The following is a 26,397-nucleotide window of genomic DNA, read 5'->3' on the forward strand; positions in this document are numbered from 1 at the left end:
TGCGGACACGTCCCTGTGTCCGCGTGACTGGGTAGCAATGAGGTTAGAAACTATATGTCAGCCCCATATAAGCTCGTCGGCCTGAATATGAGGAGCCCCAGACCCTGTTTTCCTCACCCCAATATCTATCCACCTTCTCTTCGGTAAGGTTGATTATTGAGGCGGTCAACGTCAGGTTATCCATCAAGCGATAAGATGCATTAACATCCAACTGATCGTATTCATCAGTGAAAGTGTTCATGCCATTGTGGAATCCGTCTGCATAGTCACTGCGATAATTGTAAGAAGCGCGAATGCTAAAGTCGATATTTTCATAGTAAAGGGATAGGTTGTACTGGTCCTTTGAAGTGCCGGCAATTTCTGTTTTGGTTTTGATACCTTCAGAGTCAATCTCAGCTAGCTCCGTATCTGTGAAGGTATAGTTTGCATAGACTCCAAAGCCATTATCAAAGGCATACTGAACAAACAGTTCTACACCTTGTGCGGTAGCATCAGTGCCATTGACCGGCATAGACATAGACACTGCCCGGGTAACACCATCGATATCCCTTGTCACCATAGAACTGCCGTTGATTACAAACGAAGCAATATCTTTTCTGAACAAGGTCAGTCCTGCAGCAGAGGCATCATCGAAATACCACTCCAGCCCCAAATCAAACTGATCAGCTTTATAAGGCTCCAATTCAGAGTTGCCTGCATACCCTTGACTGACTGTTGAGCCGGGCAAAGGAGCGTGGATCACTTCAGAACCACCGAGATTATCGTATTCCACTCTCGCTACGACTCTAGCGAGAGCTGCGCGCATAACCAGTTCATCGGAGATATCCCAAGCGATATTAGCACTAGGTAAAATATCAGTATTGCTGCTGTCACGAATATTGGGTTCGTCCTGCAAGACCCCATCAATATTGTCGTAGGTGCTCGCATACTGCTTGGTCTGGACTGCTCGAATGCCAAAGTTTCCGCGCAGGACTGCCGAAGCAAAATTCTGCTGTACATAAGCAGCCGTAATTTCCTCACCAACCCGGTAAACCTGATTTTTCTCGACGATTACCGTAGGGTCACCATAGGTTGCGTATAGAAACTCTTTTAACTTATCAAACTCCAGATAAGCGAAATTTGGCACATTCACACCGCCGATAATATTATCGAGAGGGCCGTTTGAAAGGATATCGATTGTGTCGGGCACACCATCGGGGTCAGTGTGGAATGAATCACTTGGCCACCAGGGGTAACAAGCTCCATCAACATCACCCCAGTTAATCGTTGGACAGGGAGGATTATCATCATCCCAGGATTGTTTGGTGATGCGGCGGTTTATCTCATGGTCCCGGTACTTAACCCCAACATCCAGGGAGGTAAGCCAGGCATAATCCATATCGATGGAAACGTCCAGCTGGTAGTAACTCTCCTCGTCCTCGCTGCTGGTCCAATGGGATGAGAACCAGTCATATAAAGGATAAGTGTTGGGATCTCCCAGATCTGCACTGGTATCAATTTCAGCAGTACCACTGCTGAGATCCCAGCTCCAATCGGTTGCAGTGCCATAACGGGAATTGACTGATGCAAACAATTTCTCAGAGGGGCCGCCCTCTGCACTGGTATTACCGACTACCAACCGAGCACTATATCCATCTCCCTCGTAACTGATATTGAAATCCAGCGTATCCGAAATATATTCCGCTCGAGTGTAGTCACCAGCTACCTGTGGAGACTGTAACTCTGCCTGGCCCCGATCGAGCATACCAATGCCAAGAAGAGTATCACCATCTTCATCAAACTTGAGACTGCCCGGCGCTATTGCATCCCCGTAGTTCCACTCAGGAAATACGATACGATAATTCTCTGAGTTGCCGCCCAGCTCAAAGCGGAAATAATTGACACCAAATTCCAGCTGTTCTACCGGACGCCATTGGGCACTTAGCTGCATGCCATCCCGGGTCCGTTCCTCTTCCAATACACTACCGACAACGGCTCGCGGCGCATAGAAATCCCGGTATTCATTACCGTCGATATCCACCATCGGCCCCCTGGCCTCTACGCCAGTCTGGGGGGACTCATCTCCCTGCCAACCCCAGTTTTCTACCGAGGTGCTAATTACCCGGTTCTGACGATCCTGCTTTGAGTATCCAAACAATACGCCAAAGGTTTCCTGATCATTTTTCCATGAGTAAAAACCGGTGTACTGAGGTTCGTACTCCCCAGTAACATCAGCATAAGTACTCTCAATGGATAACATGCCCTCCCCGGAATCCAGGTCCAGTGGCTTGCGGGTGTGTAAAATTACAGTACCACCTATCCCGCCTTCATCCAGTTTTGCTTCTGGACTTTTATACACATCCGCTCGGGAGATCATCGCTGAAGGTAGCAATGCGTAGGAAAATGATCGGGATGGATCATCGCCGGGAGTGGCTATATAGTTTCCGTTTAGCTGGGTAAAAGTGAGCTCAGGTGCAGTTCCTCGGATACTTACCTCGGCACCCTCGCCGCCGCTTCGAACGATGGATACTCCCGGAACCCTCTGCAAAGAGTCTGCAACATTCTTATCGGGGAATTTACCCATATTTTCAGCGGTGATTGAGTCTACCACCGCATTGGAAAAACGCTTTACATCGAGATTTTTCTCCATGCTCCGGCGAATACCCAATACCTCTACCTCCTCCAGCACCAGACTCTCTGTATCAGATTCACTGGTGCTCTGGGCATTTGCCATACCGACAACACTGCACAACACTAGAACACTTACGGACGTCCGCAATAGATCTAGCTGGCGATTTGTATTTAAGGGTATTTCTCTCATTGCTCAAATTTCTCTTTTATTATTTTTTTCTAGCTTTCCGTTCACCCTAAAAGCCCGACATATCATTTGCCGGGCCACCGGAATATGCCCTACTCTTATCGATCCAGTTCTGTCTCGATATTTTTATATGTGCGTATAGCGCTAAAGCAAAAAGCGTTTTTAGCTATCCAAGCCAAGTCGCTTGAGAACTTCAGGGGGTGCTCCAGGGAAACTCGCCATTGGTCGGTTACCCACATAGCCAATATCCGCCATACCTTCCTCGGTGGTATAGAAAGCGGTGGACACGAGAACTCGAACTTTGGCAAAGAAACGAGCACCAGCCTGGAACTCTGGCTTCGCCGTGCGAGTCCACTTGATATCCTCACAGATGGCTATTTTTTGAGGTTCATTCAGATCGACAAAGGAACCTCCAAATCTGCGCTTGGACTCACCCTCCAGCCAAACAACTCCTCCCCGAATCGTGACAAGATCTGCTTTATTATTGGAATATGGGGCGCTGACATATTCGTTGATGTAGTGATGGGCACCTACTGAAGAGGCACTCGGAGAAGTTTCATCTGCGGGAATAATGACGTCGCAAAGTGCTGCCAATACCGCTAACTCACCTATTTCAAGCTGCATCTCCCAAGGCACAACGGGATTAAGGAGATCCGGATCTGTCGGCGTGCCCCTGGCAAGAGTCTGCTTCGGGGCGTCCAGGTTCTTTACTACCGGTTCAGCCGCTGGCACCTCCTCTTTCACTACAACTTTTTGCGCTACTTTCTCAGAACAGCCAATGACTGGAACTGCAGCAGCGGTGGTAGCAATCAAACGCAGGGCGTTGCGCCGACCCAGATTGGTTTTTTCCTCGCTCATATCAGATATTCCTCTTCTTGAACTGGTCCACGATGTAGTCGCAGGTGCGCCAGGCCAGCGCCATAATGGTCAGGGTTGGATTCTTATCAGCATTGGAGACAAAGGGTGCGCCGTCAGTAAGGAAGAGATTCGGTACTTCCCAGGACTGGCAGTAAGGATTGAGCACGGAATCTTTCGGATTTGAGCCCATGCGCGCGGTGCCGACTTCGTGAATAATCGCACCGCCGTTGATAATTGCCTTGGCACCGTCGGTTTGCACGGTAGAGGTGACCTTACCACCCATACCCTCAATGATTTCAGCAAAGGTTTTGTGCATGTGAGCGGCCTGGTTCAATTCCTGGTCACTCCATTTCCAATGGAACTTCAACACCGGGATGCCCCACTGATCTACCTGGTCCTTATCAATTTCACAGTAGCTGTCCTCGTTGGGAATCATTTCCCCGCGACCGTCAAACCACACAAAGGAGCCGTAGTAACGCCGGCAGGCTTCTTTCAAGTCTTTGCCATAAGCACCATTGGTAAAATCACCCATACCGCCGAAGGCACCTGCGCCCGGCATACTGCGACCACCGCCGAATTCAATGTGGTAGCCACGGGCGAAATCCAGGTCACCACGCAATTGTTCCTTGTACAACCACCAGGGCATATACATGTGCATCGCCGATGCGCCGTCCTCGTTGTGGGCAGGCATACTTTCCAAAGCGGGAATCTGCCCGCCGATACCAGCTCCCACTGTATCCATCAGGTATTTCCCTACGGCACCGCTGCCATTGGCGATACCATCGGGGAATAAAGTGCTTTTGGAATTAAGGAGAATGCGCGAAGTTTCAGCCGCACTGGCTGCAACAACCACAGCGCGGGCACTGGCAAATCTTTCCTGACGGGTATCTTTATCAATATAAATAACCCCGTTTGCCTTACCTTTCTTATCAACGGTAACTTCACGCACCATGGCATCAGTAATGATATCCAGGTTGCCCGTCGCTAATGCCGGTGGCAGCAGTACAGTCGTGGACTGGAAATTCGCCTTGATAGAGCAACCGCGACCACAGGGCGTGGCCCAAAAACAGGCTGCACGAGATTTCATCGATTCCCGGGTAACGTCCTGGGCAAGTTTATTTTCCGGGAATAGTTTCTGCGGAATATTTTCGTGATCTAGGCGCTCACTGAGAATAGCCAGGTGAGAGGGAATTACAGGGATCCCCAGTCTATCGCACGCTTTTTTGGCCAGGAGTTCATAGGCACGGGGCTTCGGGGGCGGCAGCAACACACCCGCAGAAGAGTCGGGAGTATTCTCTAACCCCTCGTTGGTGCCATAGACACCAATGAGCATCTCGGTTTTATCGTAGTACGGGGCGAGATCGTTATAACTGATCGGCCAGTCAAAACCGAGTCCGTCCCTTGAATAGGGTTTAAAATCATACTCACCCATTCGCAGGGAAATCCGTCCCCAGTGGTTCGTGCGACCACCCAGCATACGGGCACGCCACCAATCGAAACGGCGGCCTCTTTCCCTAGAGCCCTGAGTGTAAGGTTCACCAGGTACCTGCCAACCTCCGTCAACCGTTGCATCATAGAAACCGAACGGCTTTTCCGGTGTGCTCCCCCCACGCAAGGGCGCATCTTTTGGGAGGTTAAACATTGGGGTTTCCTTAACCGGGTCATAGGATCTCCCCGCCTCCAGCAATAGAACCTTTAGCCCTGCAGTGGCTAGTACATAGGCAGCCATACCGCCGCCAGCACCAGACCCAACAATCAGTGCGTCATACTCTTTCTTCTCGAAGTCATCATTCGGCATCGCCTCTCTCCTACTTCATCAATTATTTTTGTTTTACTCGTTTAATTTTAAATAATTTATAAGATAAATCTGTAACCGGTTACATTTCTTGCCAAAAATTTTTACTTATCCATTACATCTAATGTCTAACTTATGTTTTTTTAACCAAAAAGATTAATTTTTATAAACATTTTTAACGAACCTAGAAACCCCCAAATACTTTGATCAAAAAATGAGAGTAACCGGTTACATTTTAACCAAATAATTATTATTTACTCGCTATATAGCTCACCCTGTCGCGACAAGCGCAGCAAAAGCTCTTTCGTTGCTTTGATCCCCCAGTCTTCATCGCCGGCGCCTTCATACTCAATGCCGATATACCCCTTGTAACCCGCCTTTTGAATTATCCGCAGCATCCGGGCAAAATCCGTATTGGTCTCATTTCCCCGCTTATCAAATGAAAAGCTCTTTGCACTGATTCCGCGGGCAAAGGGCATCAACTGCTCTACTCCCAAGTAGCGGTCGTAGTCACCAAAGTTTCCAAAGTCTGGCAAACTTCCACAGTTCGGCATATCCACTGACTGTAATAATTGGGATAACCAAAGCCCGTTTGAGGAATAGCCACCGTGGTTCTCCACCACAATATTGATGTCGAAATCCAAGGCAAATTCTGAGAGAGCCCGCAGCCCATCTCTACAAGCAGAACTAACCTCCCTGCTACTACCCTGTCCGCCAGCATTCACCCTGATAGAGTGGCAACCCAAATATTTGGCCGCTTCAACCCACTGGAAATGATTTTCTACCGCTAGTTGTCTTTCGCTAGCATTTGGGTTGCCAAGATCACCTTCTGCATCAACCATAATCAAAAGGCTTTTAACCCCGTGATCTATTGCACGCACTTTCAACTCTGAAAGAAAATTCTGATCCCTGGCCTTATCGGCAAAAAACTGATTGACATACTCTACCGCGTCAATTGCAAATGCCTTTCTTGCCTTAATAGGAAAATCCAATACCTTGAGAGTGCCACTTCGCAATTGCCGGTGCAGGGACCATTGGGCCAGGGAAATTTTCACAGGGCCACCTGGGGTATTGGTAATGATTCGCCCACTATTGCCAAACAAGGGTGCGGTAAAAGCAGCTGCAGCCAAGCCGGTACCAACCTGTAGCAAAGTTCTACGCTTCATTCCCGCTCCCCAGCTTGGAGTAGATTGCCAGACAAGTTACCTGGGGAATCTTCTCTAGTGCCATCCTTATCGCTTTGATGCAATGAGCGGCGGAAACCACTAATCGCTCCTCCAAGGTCTTCTCCCAGACGGCGGATCTTGCCACTACCAAAAAGTAGAACCGCTAACACAAGAACAATAAGTACCTGCCAAATACCCACGCCTGAAATACCCATGATTTACAGCTCCCGAATTCTGATATTGCGGTACCACACTTTGTCGCCGTGGTCTTGTAAAGCAATAAAGCCGCTCTCACTACGGGCAAAATCGGGGTAAGAGGAAAACTTACTGTTGGCAAGACGTGTATCCCAATCTTCAGACCAAAGTTCATAGCTGACAATCATGCTTCCATTCAGCCAATGTTCAACCCGACCATCCTCCACTCGAATACGCGTTTTATTGAATTCTCCTGCCGGCTTTACCTCATCCTCGCTGGGTGCATACAAGTCGAAGACTGATCCCGCGCTGTGGCTCAGTTTTTCCAGTTCGGGAAAAGCACTGTTATCCAGTACCTGGTATTCCATACCTGACATCCAGACTGGTGCATTGCCACCAGCTACCCGATAAATAATGCCGCTGTTTCCGCCTTCAGATATCTTCCACTCCAGTTCCAGCTCAAAATCAGAAAACTTATCTGCAGTGACGATATCCCCCGCTCCACCAGCAGTGAGCACCAGGTTGCCATCAACGACCTGCCAGGCCTCTCCTACATGGGAGCCATTGGCACCGGTCCAACCCTGCAACGTTTTACCGTCGAATAAATGCCTCCAGTCCTTATCCGCTTGTATACCGGACTTTTCCGGCATCCGTTCACAACCCCCCAATGTGACTAGCAGTGCTGCAGAAGCCAGTAAAGACGTGCAAAATTTTGTCTCAGTGAATTTTTTCATCGTTGTTATCTCCACATGAATTGGTGTTTATCTAATCAGTTCGCCGAGATGGTTTTACATCCGTACTTTATTAATCCTGATAGCGGGCAGTACTTCCCCTTGCCACTAAATCAAAGGGCAAAATAGTTCGACTCGCTTTTAACGGTTTTCCGTCAATAATGCGGCGCAAGGTTTCCATCGCATATCTGCCCAGCTTCTCTGCAGGCTGGTCAATTGTTGTCAGGGGCGGGTCCGTAAATTGCGAAAACTCAATATTATCGAAGCCCGCCACCGACACATCCGCAGGCACCTGCAAACCCATTTCCTTCGCTTGATGAACAGCGCCAATAGCCATTTCATCATTCATACAAAAAATGGCAGTAGGCGCAGAGGCTAAAGAGAGCAGTTTTTTTGCACCCTTCGCACCAGACGGCATAGTGAATTCTCCGTTTACAACCAGGTCAGAATTCAACTCGAGACCGTGCCGTTGCATCTCCTCCTCAAAACCGGCCAGGCGATCACGCACAATCGGACTATTAAGCGGGCCGGTCACTATGCCGATCCGGCGGTGACCCAGCTCGATCAAATGGCGAGCCATGGCTTGCGCCGCGCCAGAATTATCCAGTTCAACAACCGGATAGCGGTCGTCTTCAGCAATGCGCTCACACGCATTTACCATTGGAATCGACGCTGCTAAAGCTGCATCTTTCTCTGCAAATGGATAGCGGCTATCCAGTTGAATAAGGCCATCTGCCTGATTCGTCAGTGCCATTCCCGCATAGAACTGCTCATGAGCTGGTTCGCCCTTGGTATCTCCCAGTAAAACGGAGTAACCCTGGTCTTGAGCTGCCTTTTCTATCCCTCGGATAACTTTGGAAAAAAAAGGATTGGCAATATTTGGGACCAGAACCATCACTGCAAATGACTTACCGGAACTAAAGTTTCTCGCCAACATATTGGGCCGATAGCCGGCCTCTTCCACCGCTTTCAGCACCCGCTCCCTGGTCCGCGGAGAAACCATTTGCGGGTCTTTCAGGGCTCTGGACACGGTCGCGACGGAAACACCGGAGCGACGTGCAACTTCGCGAATGTTTGACATACTTTTCCGTTACTTTGTTGTTAGTAGTCGACTATTTTCGCACAAATGGAAAACGCCTACTGGTTGCCTACTGCAGTGACACCTTGCACTTTGCTCGCAGCCTGCCTACGATCCCAAATCCAGATAAACGCAAAAATCGGCAGCAAGATAAGGGGAACCATGGCCAGTGACTGGAATGATTCGATAGAGGCGGTTGCCAACACAGCATCCAGTTCATCGCCCGTTAACTTTTCAAAGGCTTCCAAACCACCGGCAGCCTCAATCTTGGCGCTGTCAAAAATTTCTCCAAGCTTCGGCAGAACAAACTGAATAGACATTCCCCCAGCAAACCCCAGCAGCCCCAAAAACAGTGCGCCGCCGCGTACAAAACGCTCGGATACCGTAGCGAGCATGGTAGGCCACATATAGCAGACACCGATGCCCCAAACTGTTGCCGCTAAGAATGCAGTTACCGGGGTTCTCGCCATTCCTAAGCAATAGAGGCCAACAGCTGCAAGTAAACTACTGAGCCACAAGAGCCCAATGGGAGAGAGTTTTTTGGCCAGCCGTCCGGCAAAGTGGCGCATTACAAACATCAACATGCTGACATAAACCAGAATGAGAATGCCCTTCATACCGACTACTCGAGAGAGCGTCAGGTCAACCCACTGCCCTGGAGCCAGCTCTGTTGCAGCGGTTAGCCACATACAGACCCATAGCACGATAAACATCGGCTGCCTGAAAACTTCTTTAAACATCTCGCCATAACTGATGCCATAAGAAACCCGTTCAGTTACCGGGAATTCTGTTCTGGACACAAGCCACGCCATGACCACAGCCGGTAGGGCCAAAACAATCAGGTTCAACTGCCAGGGAAGTTCAAGCGCAGAAATGGCTAACCCAAGTAATCCGCCCACCACAATCCCGGCAGGCCACCAGGCATGTAGTACATTTAGGCGGTGAGTTTTATTTTCAGGATCAACCGCTGCAACCATTGGGTTACTGGCGGCCTCCACTGCCCCCCAGCCCAAACCGGTAAGTAACAGCCCCGCAAGAACCAGATTCTCAACGCCCTCCCCGGGGGTTACTAATGATGCTGCAATAATAAGCAGACTGCCCAACACGTAGCCTATTGATGAGAGCATTAACATCCGTTTGATACCGACCAAGTCCACCAATGCGCTGCCAAATAGCAGGGTTAGGGCAAACCCTGAAAAGGTAAATCCAAGCGCTTCTCCAACCATTGCAGTGGAGTTGGCAAGATCAATATGATCATAAATGTCCGACTGTAAGTTGCCGGCGATCGAAGCCCTCACAGCAAACCCAAGGCCAATCATAAAGATTGACAGATTTCCCACTAGGAAGACGTTCCTGTGCAAAGCCTTTGTCTGTGTACTCATCTATCCAGTCTCCGCATGATTTATTGTTATTCGTTGTCCACTGGGATTGGCAAAAATTAGTCCAGCCCTAAAATCCTACGATTTCGAGCGCGATCTGTTTCAGCACCGGCAAAATCATCAAAAGCTTTGTCAGCCACGGTTATCAGGTGCTCCCGAATAAATGGCGCACCCTCGCTGGCCCCCTGCTGTTGATCCTTAATGCAACACTCCCATTCCAATACCGCCCAGCGATCGTAACCGTACTGGGTCAGTCGGCTAAAAATCCCACGAAAATCTACCTGGCCATCCCCCAGGGAGCGAAAGCGACCGGGCCGGTCAATCCAGGGGGCATAACCGCCGTATACGCCAGCCCTTCCACTCGGGTGAAATTCCGCATCTTTCACATGGAAAGCCTTGATTCGCTCGTGATAGATATCGATAAAGGCTAGGTAATCCATTTGCTGTAAAAGCAAATGGCTTGGGTCATACAAGATGTTGGCTCTAGGGTGATCTTCCACCTCGTAAAGAAACCGCTCGAAGGTCAAGCCATCATGCAGGTCTTCACCAGGGTGCAGCTCATAGCAGACATCGACCCCCGCGCTGTCAAACGCATCCAATATTGGACGCCACAAACGGGCCAGCTCGCGAAAACCTTCTTCAACCAACATCGCTGGGCGCTGGGGCCAAGGATAAAAAGTGTGCCAGAGTAAAGCGCCGGAGAAAGTTGCATGGGATTTGAGCTTCAGGTTGGCACTGGCCCGGGCTGCAAGAACTAATTGATTGCTCGCCCACTCTGCACGGGCTTGCAAGTTTCCGCGTACTGCCTCTGGAGAAAAAATATCCAGCATTTCCTTATAGGCTGGGTGAGCTGCGACCAACTGCCCCTGCAAATGCGTAGACAATTCAGAAATCTGTACCCCAGCCTCCTCACAGATCCCCAGCACATCATCACAGTAAGCTTGGCTTTTACTGGCCAGCTCAAGATCGAAAATCCGCTTGTCCCAAGTGGGAACCTGGATGCCTTTGTACCCCAGGTCTGATGCCCAACGAGCCATAGATTCAAGCGATGCTGGCTGTTCGCTCGATGGGAGAAACTGGGCGAGAAAAATTCCGGGCCCCTGAATTCTGGGTGCCTTCATTTATTGTTATCCTTTTTACTGCTGTACTTATTAATTCTGCAACCAACCCTTTCCAAGCGATTGGTTTGCACCTTTTGAGAAAACTCTTCAAAAGGTAACTGGCCGCAGGCCGACACCGACACCTCCCTGTGCCGTACTAGCTGCCGGACGCCCACCCTGCCAGAGACACCTAAATTCTGTGAGGTTGGACCTAGCCACTCACTTCCAATAAGGCGCCAGGGAAACCCATGAGGATTTTGCGCGACTGCTCTCCAGCACACCGCGCACAAATGCCATTGCGCGAACACCTGCATCAATGTTGCCAACGGCAGGACTGTTCTTTGAAACTAACCCCTTCCGGCGGCCTCGGACTTGACCAGCAAAATCGCGATAGATATTGGCGAAGGCCTCTATATAGCCCTCCGGGTGTCCTTGAGGTGTCCGGCAGAAAGACCTGACGTCTCCATCCAGATACTCACAATCCGCACCGGCTTTCCAAATCGCCACAGGCTGCCCCCTGCGCTTTACTAGCAATTGGTTTGGGGCTTCCTGCTCCCAAAACAGCGAACCGTCTTCACAGTAAACACTGATATTCAGGTTGTTCCCCTCTCCTCCACAGACTTGACTGGCTGTAAGTGTTCCTCGGGCGCCCTGATCTAATTTAAATAGCGCTGCACCGTCATCATCCAACGCTCTTTCATCAACTACCGCTTGCACGTCTGCGCAGACTTCAGAGATATGCTGGCCAGTAAAAAACTCCACCAGATGATGAGCATGGGTGCCTATATCCGCAAAGCAGCCACTTTCTCCCGAACGTGCAGGATCTGTTCGCCAACTCGCCTGCTTACTTCCCGTGGAATCACCGGCTAGTGCCAGCCAGCCCTGCGGATAGGCAACAGTAACTCGTCGAATAGACCCCAACTCTCTCCTGCCCAGGATTGCTCTCGCTTGCATAACCAGAGGGTAAGCAGCATAAGTGTGGGTCAAACCATAAAGATGCCCGCTTTGCTCCACTTCCTTTTTAAGCTCAAGTGTTTCTTCCAAAGTGGAAGCGGCTGGCTTGTCGGAGAGGACATGGAATCCCGCCCGCAACGCAGCAATAGAAACGGGTAAATGGAGATGGTTGGGAGTTACTACAGATACAAATTCAACTCGATCATCAGCACTGCGACGGGATTCCCCTTGGAACATCTGTTGATAGCTTTGGTAAATCCGGTCCGGGTGTAGCCCCAGCTTTTCACCAGTTTTACGACTGCGGCCGGAATCGCTACTAAAGCAGCCGGCGACTAGCTCTATCTCACCATCGAGAGCTGCAGCCATCCGATGGATTGCACCAATAAAAGCACCCTCCCCACCACCAACCATGCCCATTCTTATTTTTTTAACCAAACCCCATCCCCTCGGGCCACTCAATGAACCAGCTGAATAAACAGCCTATTTATTTTTATTTCCGTGTTTTGTAAGCGGACACGCTGTTTCCAAATCGCGGTTTTCGTAGCACTCCACCGTTTGAAACAGAATGTAACCGGTTACATTTCAATTTAAGATACAGAAAAAAAATGTCTTTGCAAGCGAAATACGTTGTTAATATCGCCTTATTGGACTCATAGACTAATGGCTCGACGCCGAAATACTAAGCAAATCACCTGATTGGCAGGCCCATTTTCTGGACAAACTCAGCCCAAGAGTGCCACTTCAGCTCGTCGCTTTGCCATTTATTACAAATAGCTTGATGACCAACTGACAGCGACAGCAAGCTACCTGTCGCTTCAGATTGGGGATGCCGAGGCCTAGCTTTTGAGCGAACCCATTTCCCGGCCTCCTTTGCAGCTTCCACGGCGAGACCCCAGTGATTCGGCCAAACCGCCAAGAAATTGGCTATATCAAAGCTGTGGATGTGGTATGGACGCGGATAGTTTAACTGCACAAGAGCATCCCCATCCGGCCCTGGAGCGTCAGTTTTCCAACCTGCGTAAACACCCCAATGACAGCCGGCTGCCCAATCCTCAAACCCGGTCATACAATTTGCCAATCTATCCAGGGTATCCCGGATTAACGCCCTCTCTATGGGCGGGGCCACCCTCATGTCAACCACACCAGAGCGAAACCTGGGGTGCTCTGGATTGAGGGTGAGTATCCAAAGTCCCTCTCCACTTTCCAGCGGGTGATATGCCACTACCATGTCCATCAGGAAGGCTGAGATTGGAGGGGTATTAGCACCCTTAGCCAGCAACATATGTAGGGGCCGGACAACTTGGCTATCCCGCACTCCTTGAGCTGGCACTCCAAGACTTTCGAGTATTGCTGCATTGCCCGCCCCGCATGCTGAGAGAACCAACTGGGGTTGTATTTGGTGGGAGCTACCATTGATATCGGCAGAGACCTCAGTCACGCCACCACTATCTTTGTCGAACCTTCGGATACTCCCTTTCACCAGCTTCTCGCTAACAGGAGCACTAAAACGTCGATAGGCTTCAGCGCCGTCAAACATAAGGTCATCAGCAAATCGAAAGCACTGATGCGACGGCAAGCTAGTTGTTACCAGTGGAGCTGGAATCGGCACCTCTTCCACTGGAATACCCGCCGCAATCCAGTTGGGCTCGACAGTATCTAAAAATTCTCGGGGAAGCGCAGCATAGAAATCTGTTATGTGGCTATCAACACCATCGCTCTCCAGTTGTGTGCGCCAAAACTGTGCGGCCTTTAAGTAAGCCTTTGCCGCACTTGGGTGTGCCGCATTCCAACCTGAGGAGAAATAGCCATGAAAGTGTAACGACTCGGCATCGTCTAACCCCTGGTCTATTGCCAGCACAGAAAAATCTGTTGATAGCTCTCGCAACAATGAAATCGCTTGAATTCCGCCCCCTAATACCAGGACGTCTACGTCTACCGTTTTAGCCATGGTCAGCCTCAAACAAATCCTATCTATCACCACTTAGCAAAGGCTGGCCTTCTGTCAACTTCTAGGACCTCAGCTCATTCACCTAGGTGACACTTTTTTAAAATTCAGATTAAACACAGAACTTGGTTAATCCGTTCCAGTTATATCCCCGTAAAGAGATTGTCGCTTAGCTATGAAGCTGGCGGCCTAAAAAACTGCGAACACAAGGAGCGAGGAAATGAAGAGTTTATTGAGAGGTATAGGGATTGTACTGTTTGCACTCAGTACCCAGGCCGTTCTGGCAGATGATGAACTGGAAACGGTTCCCTATGTCGATGTGAATCAGTATCTCGGCAAGTGGTATGAGATTGCCCGGCTACCGCAAATTTTCCAGCCGGCTTGTACTGCGGTAACTGCGGACTACGGCCTCAATGATGATGGATCTATCAGCGTTTTCAATTTTTGTCGAATCTTACACCCAAAATATGGGTTCCCGATCAGTGTTCAGGGTACTGGAGTCCCCATTGATGAGACGAACAGTAAACTCGCTATCACCTTCTTTGAGGGTAAAGCTGCCGGCGACTACTGGATACTAGAGCTAGATCCTGGCTATCAGTGGTCACTCGTTGGTGATCCAGACCGCTCCAGCCTCTACCTGTTAAGCCGCACTCCCCAGCTGGATGAAGCTATTACAGACTATCTACTAGACCTGGCAGTTACAAAGCATGGTTACAACATTGACCACATCATCATGACCCGCCAGCTTACTGAGTAAACAAGAAAGCGGGTGTCACACTTCTGGCACCCGCCACTTAATAAACCACATTAACTTTTCATTAATTCTTTATAATCAATAGGTTAACTCATTGCATTAATGTATTTTCTTATATTTTTGTGTGCTTTATGTTCACCAAAGCATTCCTGTCAGCTAGCAACCCATATCAGTTATAGTTACCACTCCATTTAATAGAGCACCCCATACTTGGCAGCTGCTTTTCCGACCCTGTCCCAGTCTCTGCGATCAACTTCATTGCATTGACCAGCTCCCTGGTTCGGCCAGCCGGATTTCCCATTCCCGCATCATCGATTCGGCCTCGATATTGGAGCTCTCCATCCTTATTCAGCCCGAAGAAGTCCGGTGTACATACCGCCTGGTAAGCTCTCCCAACGGACTGATCTTCATCAACCAAATAGGGGAAAGTAAACCCATGGTCTCGGGCAAACTTCGCCATATAAGGAGGACTGTCAACCTGGTAATCGCGATAATCGTTTGACATAACGGCCAGAACATTAATGCCCAGTCCTTGTAGCTCTCGCACATCCTCAGCTAGACGATTTGCAATCGCCTGAACATAGGGGCAGTGATTGCAGATAAATGCAATCAACAGCCCCTTGCTTCCCAGATGATCCGACATTCGAAAGCTCTTGCCGTCAGGGTCTTTCAAGGTAAAGTCTGGGGCTTTCCATCCGAAATCACATACTGGTGTATCTAGTAACATTGCCCGATCCTCTCTTGGGTTCTACATTAGCTTTCTATCTCAAGTACGCCCTTGGCATAGGGAGCGTAAATTTTTGCGACCTCTTGAGCCATCTCATCTGGATAAACAAAAAAATCACCCGTTGTTAGTGCCTTCATAATGCCATCGAACACGATGCTCGCTGGAGGGGCTCCCTCTCCCATGCCTGCGGAGTCAGCCATATCCGTCTTGATTGGACCAGCAATAACACTGATAACTTGAGTCCCCTGCTCGACCCAGGCCTCCCTCAAACCCTGAGTTACTGCATAGGCAGCCGCCTTTGAGCCGGAGTAACCAGTAAATGGGAGAAAATTTTTGATGGATGCCAGTGAGTTCATTTGGACAAAGACACCCCCACCATTAGATTTCAAAACAGGGCCAAACGCTTTGGCCAGGTTTATCAGTGGGTAAACATTGCCCTCCATTTGATACTTGAAGCTCTCCACAGCATCATCGTCCAAGGGTGTCGATAGCTTCACTACGCCCGCATTAGAGACAACCAGATTGACATCACCGGCAACCTTTACAGCGTTTTGAATGGTTTCTTCACGTGAAAGATCAAATTCAATGGGGACAACCCTTTCACCATACTTTTGAACGAGCTGCCTCACCGAGGCTAGGTCGCGAACAGCGGTATACACTTTAACCGCGCCCGCATCCAACAGCCCCTCTGTAATGGCCTTGCCGATACCTCGATTTGCCCCTGTGATTAATGCAGTGATATTGCTAGCTTGAAGAGTCATTTCGTATACCTCAGTTACTTAAGCCGAATAAATTCAAATTTCGATTCGCAACACAGTTGCGGGCTCCGCTACGAATTGTTGATGGCCACCCCATGTCTCCTCAGTGAGGGCTGGATGGCCAATCAAGCCCAGGCCAGAAATCAGGCCACTGCCTCTCCTTCGGGAGTCCACTCATTAACTGCAAAGGCACTATCCAGGGCGGTCTCGGCAATGTGATTTGTATAATTCGACATAACTTTTAAAGCGGTACCTAGAACCACTTCCAGTACGCTCTGCTCCGTGTAGCCAGCAGCAAGGAAAGCGCTAACTTGTTCCTCCGTCGGCCAGCCACGGCTTTCATTCACTACCGCAGAAAATGTACGTAATGCCTCAAGCTTTTCATCTGCAATCGGTGTGTTACTACGCAATGCTTCAATAATTTCCGCTTCAACACCGGCCATTTGGGAAATGGATGTGTGAGCAGCCATACAGTAACGACACCCGTTCAGGCGGTTGTTTGTCATTAAGATGATTTGGCGCTCTGTCTCGGAAAGATTGGTTTTATCGAAAATTCCCGCCAAGGTCGTATAACCCTCAAGTAATGCGGGGGCTTCTGACATAGTTGCGAATAGATTGGGCACAAAGCCCATCGATTTCTTAGCGCCTGCAAGAAGAGGCTGAGCAGCAACAGGAGCGGATTCAATCGTGTGAGTCTTGAAAGTAGCCATCATATTTCCTAACTAGATAGTTTCACTTGTTTGTAGCGATCGGTCCAAACCTGGTTAAAAAATAAGGGGAGACACCCCTGTAAACTGTATGTACCGATTGCTACAAACAATACTAATGAGTTTGTACCGATCGGTAAATATGATTTATATAACTATTTGCTATGCATTAATGCCTACTGAGAATGAACAGGAAAATATGAAGCCCTATCCAATACAAAATTGACAGGAGGATCAATGGAGGTCTGGAGAGGGAAATCACAGTGCAGCCCTGACAACCCAAAGGACGGCGCCAAGGCCCTACGAAAAGCTTTCAACACCAGAAGAAAGATCAGGTCAACGCAGCAAGTCTAATGCCTGTACCTTAATTCTGGAGAGGCTTTCCTTATTAAAAACTCCACGTGCCAACACTCGCAAGCCGACTAAAAGAGTCAGTAAACTATTGGCGCAGACTTCCGGGTCTACTCGATCAGATATCACACCTTTCTCTATCCCCAGGCGAACCTGCCTTGCAAAAAATGACTCAGTATCCCGCAAGCCCTTTTTTACAGCATCCCCAATATCGCTATCCAGGTTAGGCATATCGAGTGCGGTATTAACCAAAAAGCAGCCCTTCTTTTCCGGATCTGCAAGGCTTTGTTCAATTAGGGAGTCGAAAAGCTGACTGATAGCGCCGATAGGATCTTCCAACGACTCAAGCCGGGCCATTACGTCGCGCCGCTGCTCTCTCTCATACTTGAGTAAACTCAGGGTAAAAAGCTGCTTCTTACTGCCAAAGGCATTATAAAAGCTCCCTTTAGTCAGCCCAGTAGCTTTGAGCAGGTCGGCCAGAGAAGTCGCTTCAAAGCCTTTCTTCCAAAAGGCTTCCGTCGCTTTATCGACTGCGCTATCGACATCGAAACTTTTCTCCCAAGGCATAAGCACCTCACCTCAAACAAATCTACTGGCCATGTTACCACTGTTTGGACCAAGTGGTAAAAACACGATTCGCAGATTCAGATACTGGCACTCGCCCGATATTCGCCTATTGCTCCGAAATCAAAACACCATTTTTGCGGTCACATTGATTATTGGAGCAACACTTCTAGCCGAGGAGCGCTCACTCGAATTAATAAAGTGGTAACTGGTGCAACTTCATGATCCTAAAAGCCTTCAAAGTCATCAAAGTGGTGCTGACCTATTAGTCAAAGTGCTTGTTTTTAACGCTTTTTTACAGTTGCAGTTACACAATAGTTATGATGACCATACATACTCAAGCCTTCAAAACGAGAAAAAATGCCTCAATTTCACACTCAATAGGAAAGCTATTTTGCTAAATACAGTGTTAAAGAAAAAGATCCATCTCTGATTAGAGGTATTTCATGCCCTTTGGAGCTTTCAGCCTTTATACTTGTCCTAAGCTATAGGTCGCCGAGCCATAAGGGCCGGACGCCTATGAAGTAGGACGTATAAAGAGACTCCCTATGCTTACCAATCGGATCGCCGCTTACTTTTCCGGCTTCTTGGTCATTGGCCTTCTTTCCACAAGTGTTCTGGCAGAGCCAGAGCGAATAGCCCCCGAAGAGGGTCAAGGTGGTACTGCACAAGAGATAGTCAGCAAACTTGAAATGCTGCACTACAACAAAATCAAAATCGGCGACGAAATGTCCGAGAACTTGTGGAACGAGTATATCGATGCACTCGACCCCACTAAAAGTTACTTCCTCGCCTCTGATATCGACGAATTCCGCGCGTGGGAAGCGGAGATGGATGACCAGCTTCGCGCTGGTGATGTCACCGCTGGGTTCAGTATCTACAACCGTTTCCGCCTGCGTATGGGGGATCGGCTAGATAATATTCTGTCCCAACTAGAGAAAGGCCTGCCCGCCTATGACTTTTCTCGGGAAGAGACCCTTGAGCTGGATCGAGAGGAAAGCCAGTGGCCCAACTCGATCAGCGCTGCAGATGAACTGTGGCGCAAGCGCTTAAAGAGCAGCATCCTGAACCTTCGCCTTACCGGTAAGACCGATGAGGAAATTCAAGACCTTCTTGTGCGCCGCTATAAAGGCCAGAAGAAGCGCCTCGAGCAGCAGAAGAGCGACGACGTATTTGAGCTCTATATGAATTCGCTGACTCGTCTCTACGATCCACACAGCAACTACCTGTCACCGCGCTCATTGGAAAACTTTAATATGAGCATGTCCCTCTCCTTGGAGGGTATCGGTGCTGTGCTGCAGGCAGACGAGGAATACACCAAAGTTGCTCGCCTGGTACACGGTGGTCCAGCCGATCGCACTGGCAAGATCAAGCCCAACGATAAAATCGTGGGTGTTGGCCAGGATAAAGAAGGCGAAATGGTCGATGTAGTGGGCTGGCGCCTGGATGATGTTGTCGACTTGATTCGCGGCAAGGCCGGTACCTATGTTCGCCTGGAGACCATCCCCACTGGTGGTGACGGCACTCACAAGACTATCTTGATCAAGCGCAGCAAAGTGAAGCTTGAAGATCAGGCGGCCAAGAAGGCAGTGTTTGAATTCTCTGACGGCAGCAAGAATTACAAGATCGGTGTGATTAACCTGCCGACCTTCTATATCGACTTCGATGCCTATCGCCGCCGCGACCCCAACTATAAGAGCACCACGCGAGACGTTGCCCGTCTTCTGAGTGAACTTAAAGAGGAGAAGGTTGACGGTATTATCCTGGATCTTCGCAACAATGGCGGTGGTTCACTGCAAGAAGCCACCATGCTCACAGACCTGTTTATTGATCAGGGTCCTGTTGTGCAGATCCGCCATGCCAACGAGCAGATTTCCCGCCACAATCGCTCGCGCTCCCGCGCCATGTACCGCGGGCCGCTGATGGTATTGATTAATCGCTTGTCGGCCTCAGCATCCGAGATTTTTGCCGGTGCAATCCAGGATTACAACCGAGGCCTGGTAGTGGGTAACCAATCCTTTGGTAAGGGTACTGTGCAAACTATGGCTCCCCTGAAGGAAGGCCAGTTGAAAATTACCCAGTCCAAGTTCTACCGGGTTTCCGGAGACAGCACACAGCATGCGGGTGTGAAGCCGGACATCGATATGCCACAGTTGATTGATGCCGAAAATGTGGGTGAGAGTGCTTACGATACTGCCCTGCCCTGGGACCGTATCCACGCTGTGCCTCATGCGAAGTATTTCAACTTGAAGATGCTGATCCCGAACTTGATTACCAAGCACAACAAGCGCACGGAAACAGATCCAGATTTTGTTTTCCTGCGCGATCAGTTCAAGTTCGACGCCGAGCGGGCTGACAAGAAGTATGTCTCTCTCAACGAATCAACTAGAGAGAATGAGCGCAAGTCCGTTAATCAGCGATTGCTGGATATGGAAAACCGTCGCCGCAAAGCTAAAGGCCTTGAACCCTACGAGAACTTTGAGGCATACGAAGAAAGCGAATCTGAAGAGGTGGCTAACATTGGTGGTCCTGTAGAGATCAAGTTGGAAAAAGATCCAATTTTGAATGAAGCGGGCTATATAATGGCGGACTTTATCGGCCTGGCCGATAAGGCCAGCAAGGCCCCGCCCCAGGTTGCCAACTTCTAAATACTGATAGGCACTGGGCGCGGCGTGCGCCCGGTCCGCGAACTAACTCTTAGGTCGGGCTAGCCCGACCTTTTTTATTTTGGGGGAAGAGATGAAGGTTGTTTCCTTTAACGTCAATAGTATTCGCACTCGCCTGCACCAGATGCAGGCCCTGGTAGACAACCATCAGCCCGATATCATCGGCCTACAGGAAACCAAAGTCACCGACGAAGATTTTCCAGTAGATGCGATAAAAGACCTGGGCTATGAGCTGATTTATTTTGGCCAAAAAACACACTACGGCGTTGCCCTGCTCTCACGCTTGCCTTTTATTGATCGGGAATACGGTTTCCCAACGGATGCCAGCGACGCCCAGCGCCGTATGGTTGCCGGCAAGTTTGATATCGGCGGTCCTGAGCCCCTCACGGTTATTAATGGCTATTTCCCGCAAGGTGAAAATCGCGAGCACCCGGTTAAATTTCCGGCAAAGCAAAAGTACTACGCCGACCTGGACACCTACCTGCAAACCACGTGTAAGCCGGAAGCGCCTGTATTGGTGATCGGCGATATGAATATTTCACCCAGCGACCAGGATATTGGTATTGGTGAACCCAATCGCAAGCGCTGGCTGCGCGATGGCAAATGCAGCTTCCTTCCAGAAGAACGCGAGTGGCTTCAAAAAATTGAAGGCTGGGGGCTCACCGACACCTTCCGCGCACAAAACCCAGAAACAGACGATGTATTCAGCTGGTTCGACTACCGCAGTCGTGGGTTCGATCGCGAGCCCAGACGCGGCCTGCGTATCGACTTGATTCTAGCCACCAACCCTCTTCTGGAAAAATGTGTCGGGACTGGCGTGGACTACGATATTCGGGCTATGGAACGCCCATCAGACCACGCGCCTGTATGGGCCGAGTTTAAGCTATAAGCACAGGTTACAGCCCGCTGGTTCAGTGGGCTATTTTTAAGACTATGAATATATGGTTTTCCATATATAATTGTTAAAAAGCCTAATGGAGCCCTCCAATGAAAAGGCGTGTTCTGTTTGTTTGCGCCGGGGACTCTGCCCGCTCACTGATGGCTGAGGCACTGTTGCGGCATTTTGGAGGCAATTCATACGAAGCCGTTGGCGCCGGAACCAATGTCCATACAGTGGACCCACGCGCTCTGCAAGCGCTGGAGCGACTGGGGGTTTCAACAGAGGGACTCATTCCCAAAGTTGTAGAAGATGTAGCCGATCAACCTTTTGACCTGGTCATCACACTTTGCGACAAAAGCCGGGAAGAATACGTACCCTCCCCAAAAGTTGACAAGATGATTGCCTGGAATTTTAAGGAACCGACAAAGCGACACTGCTTCTGCCCTTTTTACACCACGGCACGTGAATTGAGCACTCGCATCAAACTACTGGTCTTGGCCCAAGCCGAGGCGGATTTACGAAAAAGAGCGGCATGAACCCAGTACAGTTTTACAAATGCCTGGCCGATGATACGCGGCTACGCACATTGCTCCTTATTGCTCACGAGGAAGAGCTTTGCGTATGCGAGCTAACGGCAGCCCTCGAATTGAGCCAGCCGAAAATTTCCAGGCACCTCGCCTTGCTGAGAAGTTCAGACCTGCTCCAGGACCGCCGCCAGGGGCAGTGGGTGTTTTACCGAATCAACCCGGACTTAAATGCCTGGGCAAAGTCTGTACTGTTCGACACCTTGCAGGCGAACCAGCACTTTATTACCGAAGACCTCAACAACCTAATTCAAATGGGAGAACGGCCAGAGCGCACAAGTCTGTGCTGCTGATACTGCCTGCCGACCTAAGATTTAAGCTATCCAGATATATATGATTTTTCATATGTGCCTGGCAGAAACGGAGCAAAATTAACAATGACCATCAAAATTGGGATCAATGGATTTGGCCGAATTGGCCGGCTGGTACTGCGCGCTGCTTGGGATTGGCCTGAAGTTGAGCTTGTCCAGGTTAACGACCCTGCCGGTGATGCAGCCACTCTCGCCCACCTGCTCAACTTTGACTCTGTACACGGGCGCTGGCACAGAGAGGCGAAAGCCGTTGATGACACAATTCAGGTTGATGGCAAAACAATAACCTGTAGCCGCAATACCGCTATTGCAGATACCAATTGGAAAAACTGCGACCTGGTTGTAGAGGCCTCCGGTAAAATGAAAACTACCGAACTTCTTCAACCCTACCTGGATCAAGGGGTAAAGAAGGTGTTGGTCTCTGCACCAGTTAAAGAGGCTGGAGTTCCGAACATTGTCCTTGGAGTGAATCAACATATTTACCAGCCGGACAAACACCAGATTATTACCGCCGCTTCCTGTACGACTAACTGCCTTGCTCCAGTAGTAAAAGTTATTCACGAAAGCCTGGGTATTCGTCACGGTTCAATCACCACTATTCACGATATCACCAATACCCAGACTATCCTCGACGCACCCCATGGAGATCTGCGCAGAGCCCGCGCCTGTGGTGCCAGCCTGATTCCCACAACAACAGGTTCAGCTACAGCTATTGCCACCATCTTTCCAGAGTTGTCCGGCCGCCTAAACGGCCACGCAGTTCGTGTTCCCCTCGCCAACGCATCCATTACCGATTGTGTTTTCGAAGTGGAAACCGCCACTACCCCAGAGGCAGTAAACCAGTTATTTAAGGACGCTGCAGAGGGTGAACTAAAAGATATCCTCGGCTATGAGGAAAGGCCCCTCGTCTCCGTGGATTACAAAACCGACCCCAGGTCGAGCATTATCGATGCTCTATCGACCATGGTCGTTAACGGCACCCAGGTAAAAGTTTACGCCTGGTATGACAATGAATGGGGTTACGCCAACCGCACGGCGGAATTGGCTCGAATGATTGGCACCATGGGCTAAGCAGCCAAAGTACAACGGGGCCGGAAGGAAAGAACACACTGCACCTGAGGGGTACGCCTCTCCATGAGCTCACATTTTTTCCTCCTGCTTTTGGTAAGTAGCAGTACACAGAACAAGATCATGCAGTTTCTTCACAATTTATCGTCGCCAGTGCGCCAATACTTGCTGGTAACAGGCAATTACTGGGCATTTACTTTGACTGACGGCGCTCTGCGCATGCTGGTGCTGCTGCACTTTCACGAACTCGGCTACAGCCCTTTGCAAATAGCCTTGCTTTTCCTTTTCTACGAATTCTTTGGCGTAGTCACTAATCTTGTCGGCGGCTGGCTCGGTGCCCGGATTGGACTCAACCGGACCATGAATTTGGGACTTGCCTTACAGATTGTTGCTCTTTCCATGCTGCTGGCACCCAGTCAGTATCTCTCGGTCCCCTTGGTTATGGCTGCCCAAGCCCTCTCCGGTATCGCCAAAGACCTGAATAAAATGAGTGCGAAGAGCTCAATCAAGTTACTGGTGCCCGATCAGGCCAGTGGCACCTTATATCGATGGGTCGCCCTTCTTACCGGTTCGAAAAACGCGCTAAAAGGTTTGGGCTTCTTTCTCGGCGGTGCCCTACTCGCCTCACTTGGCTTTCAAGGCGCGATTGCATCGATGGCCCTAGCTCTTGGAATAGTTTGGATATTGAGTCTCAAATTTCTTAAGCGGGACTTAGGGAAAGCCAAAGCAAAAAGCCGATTCAGAGATATCTTTTCCAAGAGTCCCGCAGTCAACATATTGTCGGCCGCGCGCTTACTCTTGTTTGCTTCCCGGGATGTTTGGTTTGTTATAGCTCTACCGATTTTCCTGGCCAGCCAGTTCGGTTGGAGCCACTGGCAGGTAGGTACCTTCCTGGCATCCTGGGTGATCGGATACGGCATAGTGCAAACCCAGGCCCCAAAGGTCACGACGGCACGTTCAGCCCAGGCTCCGGATGGGCGAACCGCGCTCTTCTGGGCAATAGCGCTAACTGCAGTGCCCGGATTAATCGCAATCGCATTATATAAAGGGGGGGATCCACAGCTCGCCGTACTGGGTGGACTTTTGATGTTTGCTGTACTCTTCGCCGTAAATTCATCTTTACACAGCTACTTGATAGTTGCTTATGCTCGGGAAGATGGCGTCTCTATGGATGTGGGCTTCTACTATATGGCAAATGCCGCTGGGCGATTGCTAGGGACACTGCTCTCGGGGTGGGTATTCCAAACTCAGGGGTTGGTGGCTTGCCTACTTATTTCCAGTGCTTTTCTGCTGTTGACCGCACTGGTTTCACTGGGTTTGCCCAGACACAAAACCGGGGCTCAGGAGGTTGGCAGCTTAAGTAGGAGCTGATCCGATAGCAGTATGAGTGCTACTTGCCAGCGCAGGCTGGCAAGTAGGCTGAGGGACTGTTTCGACTTGCGCGATTCGATACAGTTTGGACTCAGGTATGCACCCCATTTGAAATAGAATCAAAGCAAGGACCAAATACCTCATATAACACCCACCTCAAGTCCAAGTGCACAGCTCCACAGGAGCTGCAAAAACTCGAGATTAAAATGTCTGGATTTGGCACTCAATGCCTATTTGCCACTACTTTCTGCCAAAACCATCGCAAGAACTATGACTTTTTAGTCACGGTCATTCTTAGCAAAGTCCGATCCTTTTTGATGTAGTGGTGATATAGAGCGGCCATTACATGCCCCAGGATTAAGATCCAGACCACCCACTCTCCCAGGATCTCTTTATGGATAAAATCGACCGGCTTCTCAAACTGTTCGAATGTCATCCCCATCCGATCCTGAACTATCGCCACAAAGGCTTGGGTGCTCTCAAACTTAGGAATTTCAAACAGGAAAAAGTAATCCGTATCCACACCTGTTCCGATATACCCTGTTAGCGGAGCGACGACCATAATCAAGTAGAGAAGAACATGACCGGTATGAGCGGCAAAGTGTTCCAGGGAGCTACCTGGTTCTAATGGCGGTGGCGGATTAGTGAGACGCCATACGATTCTTAAGATGACGATCACCCCAATGGTGACGCCAATAGATAGATGTAACTGCAAGGCAGTCCAATTCGCCGGTGTTTCCTCTTGGGTAAACCACTGGCGGTAGTAGACTGAAATATAGGAACCCAAAAACAATAAGGCCGTTAACCAATGTAGCCACTTGGCTACTGAACCGTAACTGTCAGGTTGATTTCTCAGGCTCATTCCTATCTCTTTCCCACTTCCGAAAACTATATTCTATCGGCAATTCGCCTACTATTTCTCCGAGTAGAATCTACGTAAACCCAAAATAAAGAGTACAACACCAAACGCTTGGACAAAATGATAGATAATATTGTGATCAAGGTCCCAAATGATACTGACTGATAAACTTCCATCTAACTGGACAGCCATTGCAACAATACTAACTATCGAGCCAAGTGCCATAAACCAACTGCCACACGGTGAGCTTTGTCTCCTTAAGGCTAATATAGAATACCCTATAAAAGCCACTGCACTGATTAAAAACTGATAAACAGCAAAGGCAAAAATTTTATCTTTAAGTGAAAACGAGAAAACAAAAACTATCAGAAAAATAAATAATACTGGCAAAATAGCTCTTTTGGAAAAATCTTCATTCACCAAATCTACACTAACCGCAAGAACAAAAGAAGAAATCAGCAAACCAAGTAAAACAAGCACTCCATACCATAAACAAACTCGAAAATATGGGGGGATTTCAAACCCGTGATAGATAGCTGCCACTAATGAGGCTATGAACATGATAGTGAAAAAAATAAGCCAAATACTTCTTTTCCACTGCTTCCTCCTTACAAACACCAACAAATAAAGGGCGCCAATAAATGCGACCAGAGCCAGCCCGACATTAGTAATTGCAGTTAATAGGTCTATTTCGCCATGTACTAGAGTCATTCTATTTCGAATATAGTCGACACACTTTCATATACATTCTCTATCCAACCCAGATCGTAACCCTTTATAGCAATATATCAGACTTTCT

At 49.3% G+C, this 26,397-nt stretch carries 24 protein-coding genes; 7 read left to right on the top strand and 17 right to left on the bottom strand.

Annotated features, from left to right (window positions below; all coding sequences use genetic code 11):
* Positions 1-43: 43 nt before the first annotated feature.
* From ACJJIL_RS10570 to ACJJIL_RS10620, 11 genes are all read right to left on the bottom strand, one after another.
* Positions 44-2,800, bottom strand: coding sequence for a TonB-dependent receptor (locus tag ACJJIL_RS10570; RefSeq protein WP_444913020.1), 2,757 nt, complete (start codon positions 2,798-2,800; stop codon positions 44-46).
* 159 nt (positions 2,801-2,959) lie between these two features.
* Positions 2,960-3,655, bottom strand: a complete 696-nt coding sequence (locus ACJJIL_RS10575) for a gluconate 2-dehydrogenase subunit 3 family protein (RefSeq protein ID WP_445358389.1) — start codon at positions 3,653-3,655, stop codon at positions 2,960-2,962.
* Between the two features lies 1 nt (position 3,656).
* On the bottom strand, positions 3,657-5,453 hold the full coding sequence (locus tag ACJJIL_RS10580; RefSeq protein WP_445358390.1) for a GMC oxidoreductase: 1,797 nt from the start codon (positions 5,451-5,453) through the stop codon (positions 3,657-3,659).
* Between the two features lie 251 nt (positions 5,454-5,704).
* Positions 5,705-6,616 carry a sugar phosphate isomerase/epimerase family protein gene (locus ACJJIL_RS10585; protein ID WP_445358391.1) on the bottom strand — a complete coding sequence of 304 codons (912 nt, stop codon included), beginning with the start codon at positions 6,614-6,616 and terminating at the stop codon, positions 5,705-5,707.
* Entirely contained in the window at positions 6,613-6,831 is a 219-nt protein-coding gene (locus ACJJIL_RS10590; protein ID WP_108733294.1) for a twin-arginine translocase TatA/TatE family subunit, read from the bottom strand. Before ACJJIL_RS10590 ends, ACJJIL_RS10585 begins: the two co-directional genes overlap by 4 nt.
* Before the next feature lie 3 nt (positions 6,832-6,834).
* The gene (locus ACJJIL_RS10595) at positions 6,835-7,545 is read right to left on the bottom strand and encodes a 3-keto-disaccharide hydrolase (protein WP_445361923.1); all 711 of its coding nucleotides are present in this window, start codon (positions 7,543-7,545) and stop codon (positions 6,835-6,837) included.
* Positions 7,546-7,615: 70 nt separating this feature from the next.
* Complete coding sequence (locus tag ACJJIL_RS10600; protein WP_445361924.1) at positions 7,616-8,623, bottom strand: LacI family DNA-binding transcriptional regulator; 1,008 nt, start codon at positions 8,621-8,623, stop codon at positions 7,616-7,618.
* 56 nt (positions 8,624-8,679) lie between these two features.
* Entirely contained in the window at positions 8,680-10,002 is a 1,323-nt protein-coding gene (locus tag ACJJIL_RS10605) for an MFS transporter (protein WP_445358394.1), read from the bottom strand.
* Positions 10,003-10,058: 56 nt separating this feature from the next.
* Positions 10,059-11,120 carry a sugar phosphate isomerase/epimerase family protein gene (locus ACJJIL_RS10610; RefSeq protein WP_444913013.1) on the bottom strand — a complete coding sequence of 354 codons (1,062 nt, stop codon included), beginning with the start codon at positions 11,118-11,120 and terminating at the stop codon, positions 10,059-10,061.
* A 198-nt stretch (positions 11,121-11,318) separates the two neighbouring features.
* A complete protein-coding gene (locus ACJJIL_RS10615; protein WP_445358395.1) occupies positions 11,319-12,488 on the bottom strand; it encodes a Gfo/Idh/MocA family protein in 1,170 nt (389 codons plus the stop codon).
* Between the two features lie 253 nt (positions 12,489-12,741).
* The gene (locus ACJJIL_RS10620) at positions 12,742-14,001 is read right to left on the bottom strand and encodes an FAD-dependent oxidoreductase (protein WP_445361925.1); all 1,260 of its coding nucleotides are present in this window, start codon (positions 13,999-14,001) and stop codon (positions 12,742-12,744) included.
* Between the two features lie 217 nt (positions 14,002-14,218).
* Between ACJJIL_RS10620 and ACJJIL_RS10625 the strand changes: the two genes are divergently transcribed.
* Positions 14,219-14,755, top strand: coding sequence for a lipocalin family protein (locus tag ACJJIL_RS10625; protein WP_413665728.1), 537 nt, complete (start codon positions 14,219-14,221; stop codon positions 14,753-14,755).
* Between the two features lie 166 nt (positions 14,756-14,921).
* On the opposite strand, the gene ACJJIL_RS10630 is transcribed toward ACJJIL_RS10625, so the two are convergent.
* From ACJJIL_RS10630 to ACJJIL_RS10645, 4 genes are all read right to left on the bottom strand, one after another.
* Complete coding sequence (locus ACJJIL_RS10630) at positions 14,922-15,479, bottom strand: thioredoxin family protein (protein WP_445361926.1); 558 nt, start codon at positions 15,477-15,479, stop codon at positions 14,922-14,924.
* Positions 15,480-15,505: 26 nt separating this feature from the next.
* Entirely contained in the window at positions 15,506-16,240 is a 735-nt protein-coding gene (locus ACJJIL_RS10635) for an SDR family oxidoreductase (RefSeq protein WP_445358398.1), read from the bottom strand.
* A 140-nt stretch (positions 16,241-16,380) separates the two neighbouring features.
* Positions 16,381-16,947: a carboxymuconolactone decarboxylase family protein gene (locus ACJJIL_RS10640; protein ID WP_445361927.1), complete on the bottom strand. Its 567-nt coding sequence runs from the start codon at positions 16,945-16,947 to the stop codon at positions 16,381-16,383.
* A gap of 333 nt (positions 16,948-17,280) precedes the next feature.
* Positions 17,281-17,862, bottom strand: coding sequence for a TetR/AcrR family transcriptional regulator (locus ACJJIL_RS10645; RefSeq protein WP_413665724.1), 582 nt, complete (start codon positions 17,860-17,862; stop codon positions 17,281-17,283).
* A 545-nt stretch (positions 17,863-18,407) separates the two neighbouring features.
* Here ACJJIL_RS10645 and ACJJIL_RS10650 point away from each other — a divergent pair.
* The 6 genes from ACJJIL_RS10650 (at position 18,408) to arsJ (ending at position 24,739) form a co-directional block, all read left to right on the top strand.
* The gene (locus tag ACJJIL_RS10650; protein ID WP_413665723.1) at positions 18,408-20,507 is read left to right on the top strand and encodes a carboxy terminal-processing peptidase; all 2,100 of its coding nucleotides are present in this window, start codon (positions 18,408-18,410) and stop codon (positions 20,505-20,507) included.
* A 91-nt stretch (positions 20,508-20,598) separates the two neighbouring features.
* The gene (gene xthA, locus ACJJIL_RS10655; protein ID WP_413665722.1) at positions 20,599-21,414 is read left to right on the top strand and encodes an exodeoxyribonuclease III; all 816 of its coding nucleotides are present in this window, start codon (positions 20,599-20,601) and stop codon (positions 21,412-21,414) included.
* A 98-nt stretch (positions 21,415-21,512) separates the two neighbouring features.
* Positions 21,513-21,941, top strand: coding sequence for an arsenate reductase ArsC (locus ACJJIL_RS10660; RefSeq protein WP_444908373.1), 429 nt, complete (start codon positions 21,513-21,515; stop codon positions 21,939-21,941).
* Positions 21,938-22,282, top strand: coding sequence for a metalloregulator ArsR/SmtB family transcription factor (locus tag ACJJIL_RS10665; RefSeq protein ID WP_444908374.1), 345 nt, complete (start codon positions 21,938-21,940; stop codon positions 22,280-22,282). Before ACJJIL_RS10660 ends, ACJJIL_RS10665 begins: the two co-directional genes overlap by 4 nt.
* A gap of 84 nt (positions 22,283-22,366) precedes the next feature.
* Positions 22,367-23,371: an ArsJ-associated glyceraldehyde-3-phosphate dehydrogenase gene (locus ACJJIL_RS10670; RefSeq protein ID WP_444908375.1), complete on the top strand. Its 1,005-nt coding sequence runs from the start codon at positions 22,367-22,369 to the stop codon at positions 23,369-23,371.
* 63 nt (positions 23,372-23,434) lie between these two features.
* Complete coding sequence (gene arsJ / locus ACJJIL_RS10675) at positions 23,435-24,739, top strand: organoarsenical effux MFS transporter ArsJ (RefSeq protein WP_445361928.1); 1,305 nt, start codon at positions 23,435-23,437, stop codon at positions 24,737-24,739.
* A 268-nt stretch (positions 24,740-25,007) separates the two neighbouring features.
* On the opposite strand, the gene ACJJIL_RS10680 is transcribed toward arsJ, so the two are convergent.
* Positions 25,008-25,601, bottom strand: coding sequence for a cytochrome b (locus ACJJIL_RS10680; RefSeq protein WP_445361929.1), 594 nt, complete (start codon positions 25,599-25,601; stop codon positions 25,008-25,010).
* A gap of 51 nt (positions 25,602-25,652) precedes the next feature.
* Positions 25,653-26,309, bottom strand: a complete 657-nt coding sequence (locus tag ACJJIL_RS10685; RefSeq protein WP_445361930.1) for a DUF6962 family protein — start codon at positions 26,307-26,309, stop codon at positions 25,653-25,655.
* Between the last annotated feature and the right edge of the window lie 88 nt (positions 26,310-26,397).

The organism is Microbulbifer maximicatervae (SeqCode) (genome assembly GCF_052468095.1).

What these genes read in the sequence shown, in the direction of transcription:
- ACJJIL_RS10570 (WP_444913020.1), bottom strand. Translation starts at nt 2,800, where the DNA reads ATGAGAGAAATACCCTTAAATACAAATCGCCAGCTAGATCTATTGCGG.
- ACJJIL_RS10575 (WP_445358389.1), bottom strand. Translation starts at nt 3,655, where the DNA reads ATGAGCGAGGAAAAAACCAATCTGGGTCGGCGCAACGCCCTGCGTTTG.
- ACJJIL_RS10580 (WP_445358390.1), bottom strand. Translation starts at nt 5,453, where the DNA reads ATGCCGAATGATGACTTCGAGAAGAAAGAGTATGACGCACTGATTGTT.
- ACJJIL_RS10585 (WP_445358391.1), bottom strand. Translation starts at nt 6,616, where the DNA reads ATGAAGCGTAGAACTTTGCTACAGGTTGGTACCGGCTTGGCTGCAGCT.
- ACJJIL_RS10590 (WP_108733294.1), bottom strand. Translation starts at nt 6,831, where the DNA reads ATGGGTATTTCAGGCGTGGGTATTTGGCAGGTACTTATTGTTCTTGTG.
- ACJJIL_RS10595 (WP_445361923.1), bottom strand. Translation starts at nt 7,545, where the DNA reads ATGAAAAAATTCACTGAGACAAAATTTTGCACGTCTTTACTGGCTTCT.
- ACJJIL_RS10600 (WP_445361924.1), bottom strand. Translation starts at nt 8,623, where the DNA reads ATGTCAAACATTCGCGAAGTTGCACGTCGCTCCGGTGTTTCCGTCGCG.
- ACJJIL_RS10605 (WP_445358394.1), bottom strand. Translation starts at nt 10,002, where the DNA reads ATGAGTACACAGACAAAGGCTTTGCACAGGAACGTCTTCCTAGTGGGA.
- ACJJIL_RS10610 (WP_444913013.1), bottom strand. Translation starts at nt 11,120, where the DNA reads ATGAAGGCACCCAGAATTCAGGGGCCCGGAATTTTTCTCGCCCAGTTT.
- ACJJIL_RS10620 (WP_445361925.1), bottom strand. Translation starts at nt 14,001, where the DNA reads ATGGCTAAAACGGTAGACGTAGACGTCCTGGTATTAGGGGGCGGAATT.
- ACJJIL_RS10625 (WP_413665728.1), top strand. Translation starts at nt 14,219, where the DNA reads ATGAAGAGTTTATTGAGAGGTATAGGGATTGTACTGTTTGCACTCAGT.
- ACJJIL_RS10630 (WP_445361926.1), bottom strand. Translation starts at nt 15,479, where the DNA reads ATGTTACTAGATACACCAGTATGTGATTTCGGATGGAAAGCCCCAGAC.
- ACJJIL_RS10635 (WP_445358398.1), bottom strand. Translation starts at nt 16,240, where the DNA reads ATGACTCTTCAAGCTAGCAATATCACTGCATTAATCACAGGGGCAAAT.
- ACJJIL_RS10640 (WP_445361927.1), bottom strand. Translation starts at nt 16,947, where the DNA reads ATGGCTACTTTCAAGACTCACACGATTGAATCCGCTCCTGTTGCTGCT.
- ACJJIL_RS10645 (WP_413665724.1), bottom strand. Translation starts at nt 17,862, where the DNA reads ATGCCTTGGGAGAAAAGTTTCGATGTCGATAGCGCAGTCGATAAAGCG.
- ACJJIL_RS10650 (WP_413665723.1), top strand. Translation starts at nt 18,408, where the DNA reads ATGCTTACCAATCGGATCGCCGCTTACTTTTCCGGCTTCTTGGTCATT.
- xthA (WP_413665722.1), top strand. Translation starts at nt 20,599, where the DNA reads ATGAAGGTTGTTTCCTTTAACGTCAATAGTATTCGCACTCGCCTGCAC.
- ACJJIL_RS10660 (WP_444908373.1), top strand. Translation starts at nt 21,513, where the DNA reads ATGAAAAGGCGTGTTCTGTTTGTTTGCGCCGGGGACTCTGCCCGCTCA.
- ACJJIL_RS10665 (WP_444908374.1), top strand. Translation starts at nt 21,938, where the DNA reads ATGAACCCAGTACAGTTTTACAAATGCCTGGCCGATGATACGCGGCTA.
- ACJJIL_RS10670 (WP_444908375.1), top strand. Translation starts at nt 22,367, where the DNA reads ATGACCATCAAAATTGGGATCAATGGATTTGGCCGAATTGGCCGGCTG.
- arsJ (WP_445361928.1), top strand. Translation starts at nt 23,435, where the DNA reads ATGAGCTCACATTTTTTCCTCCTGCTTTTGGTAAGTAGCAGTACACAG.
- ACJJIL_RS10680 (WP_445361929.1), bottom strand. Translation starts at nt 25,601, where the DNA reads ATGAGCCTGAGAAATCAACCTGACAGTTACGGTTCAGTAGCCAAGTGG.
- ACJJIL_RS10685 (WP_445361930.1), bottom strand. Translation starts at nt 26,309, where the DNA reads ATGACTCTAGTACATGGCGAAATAGACCTATTAACTGCAATTACTAAT.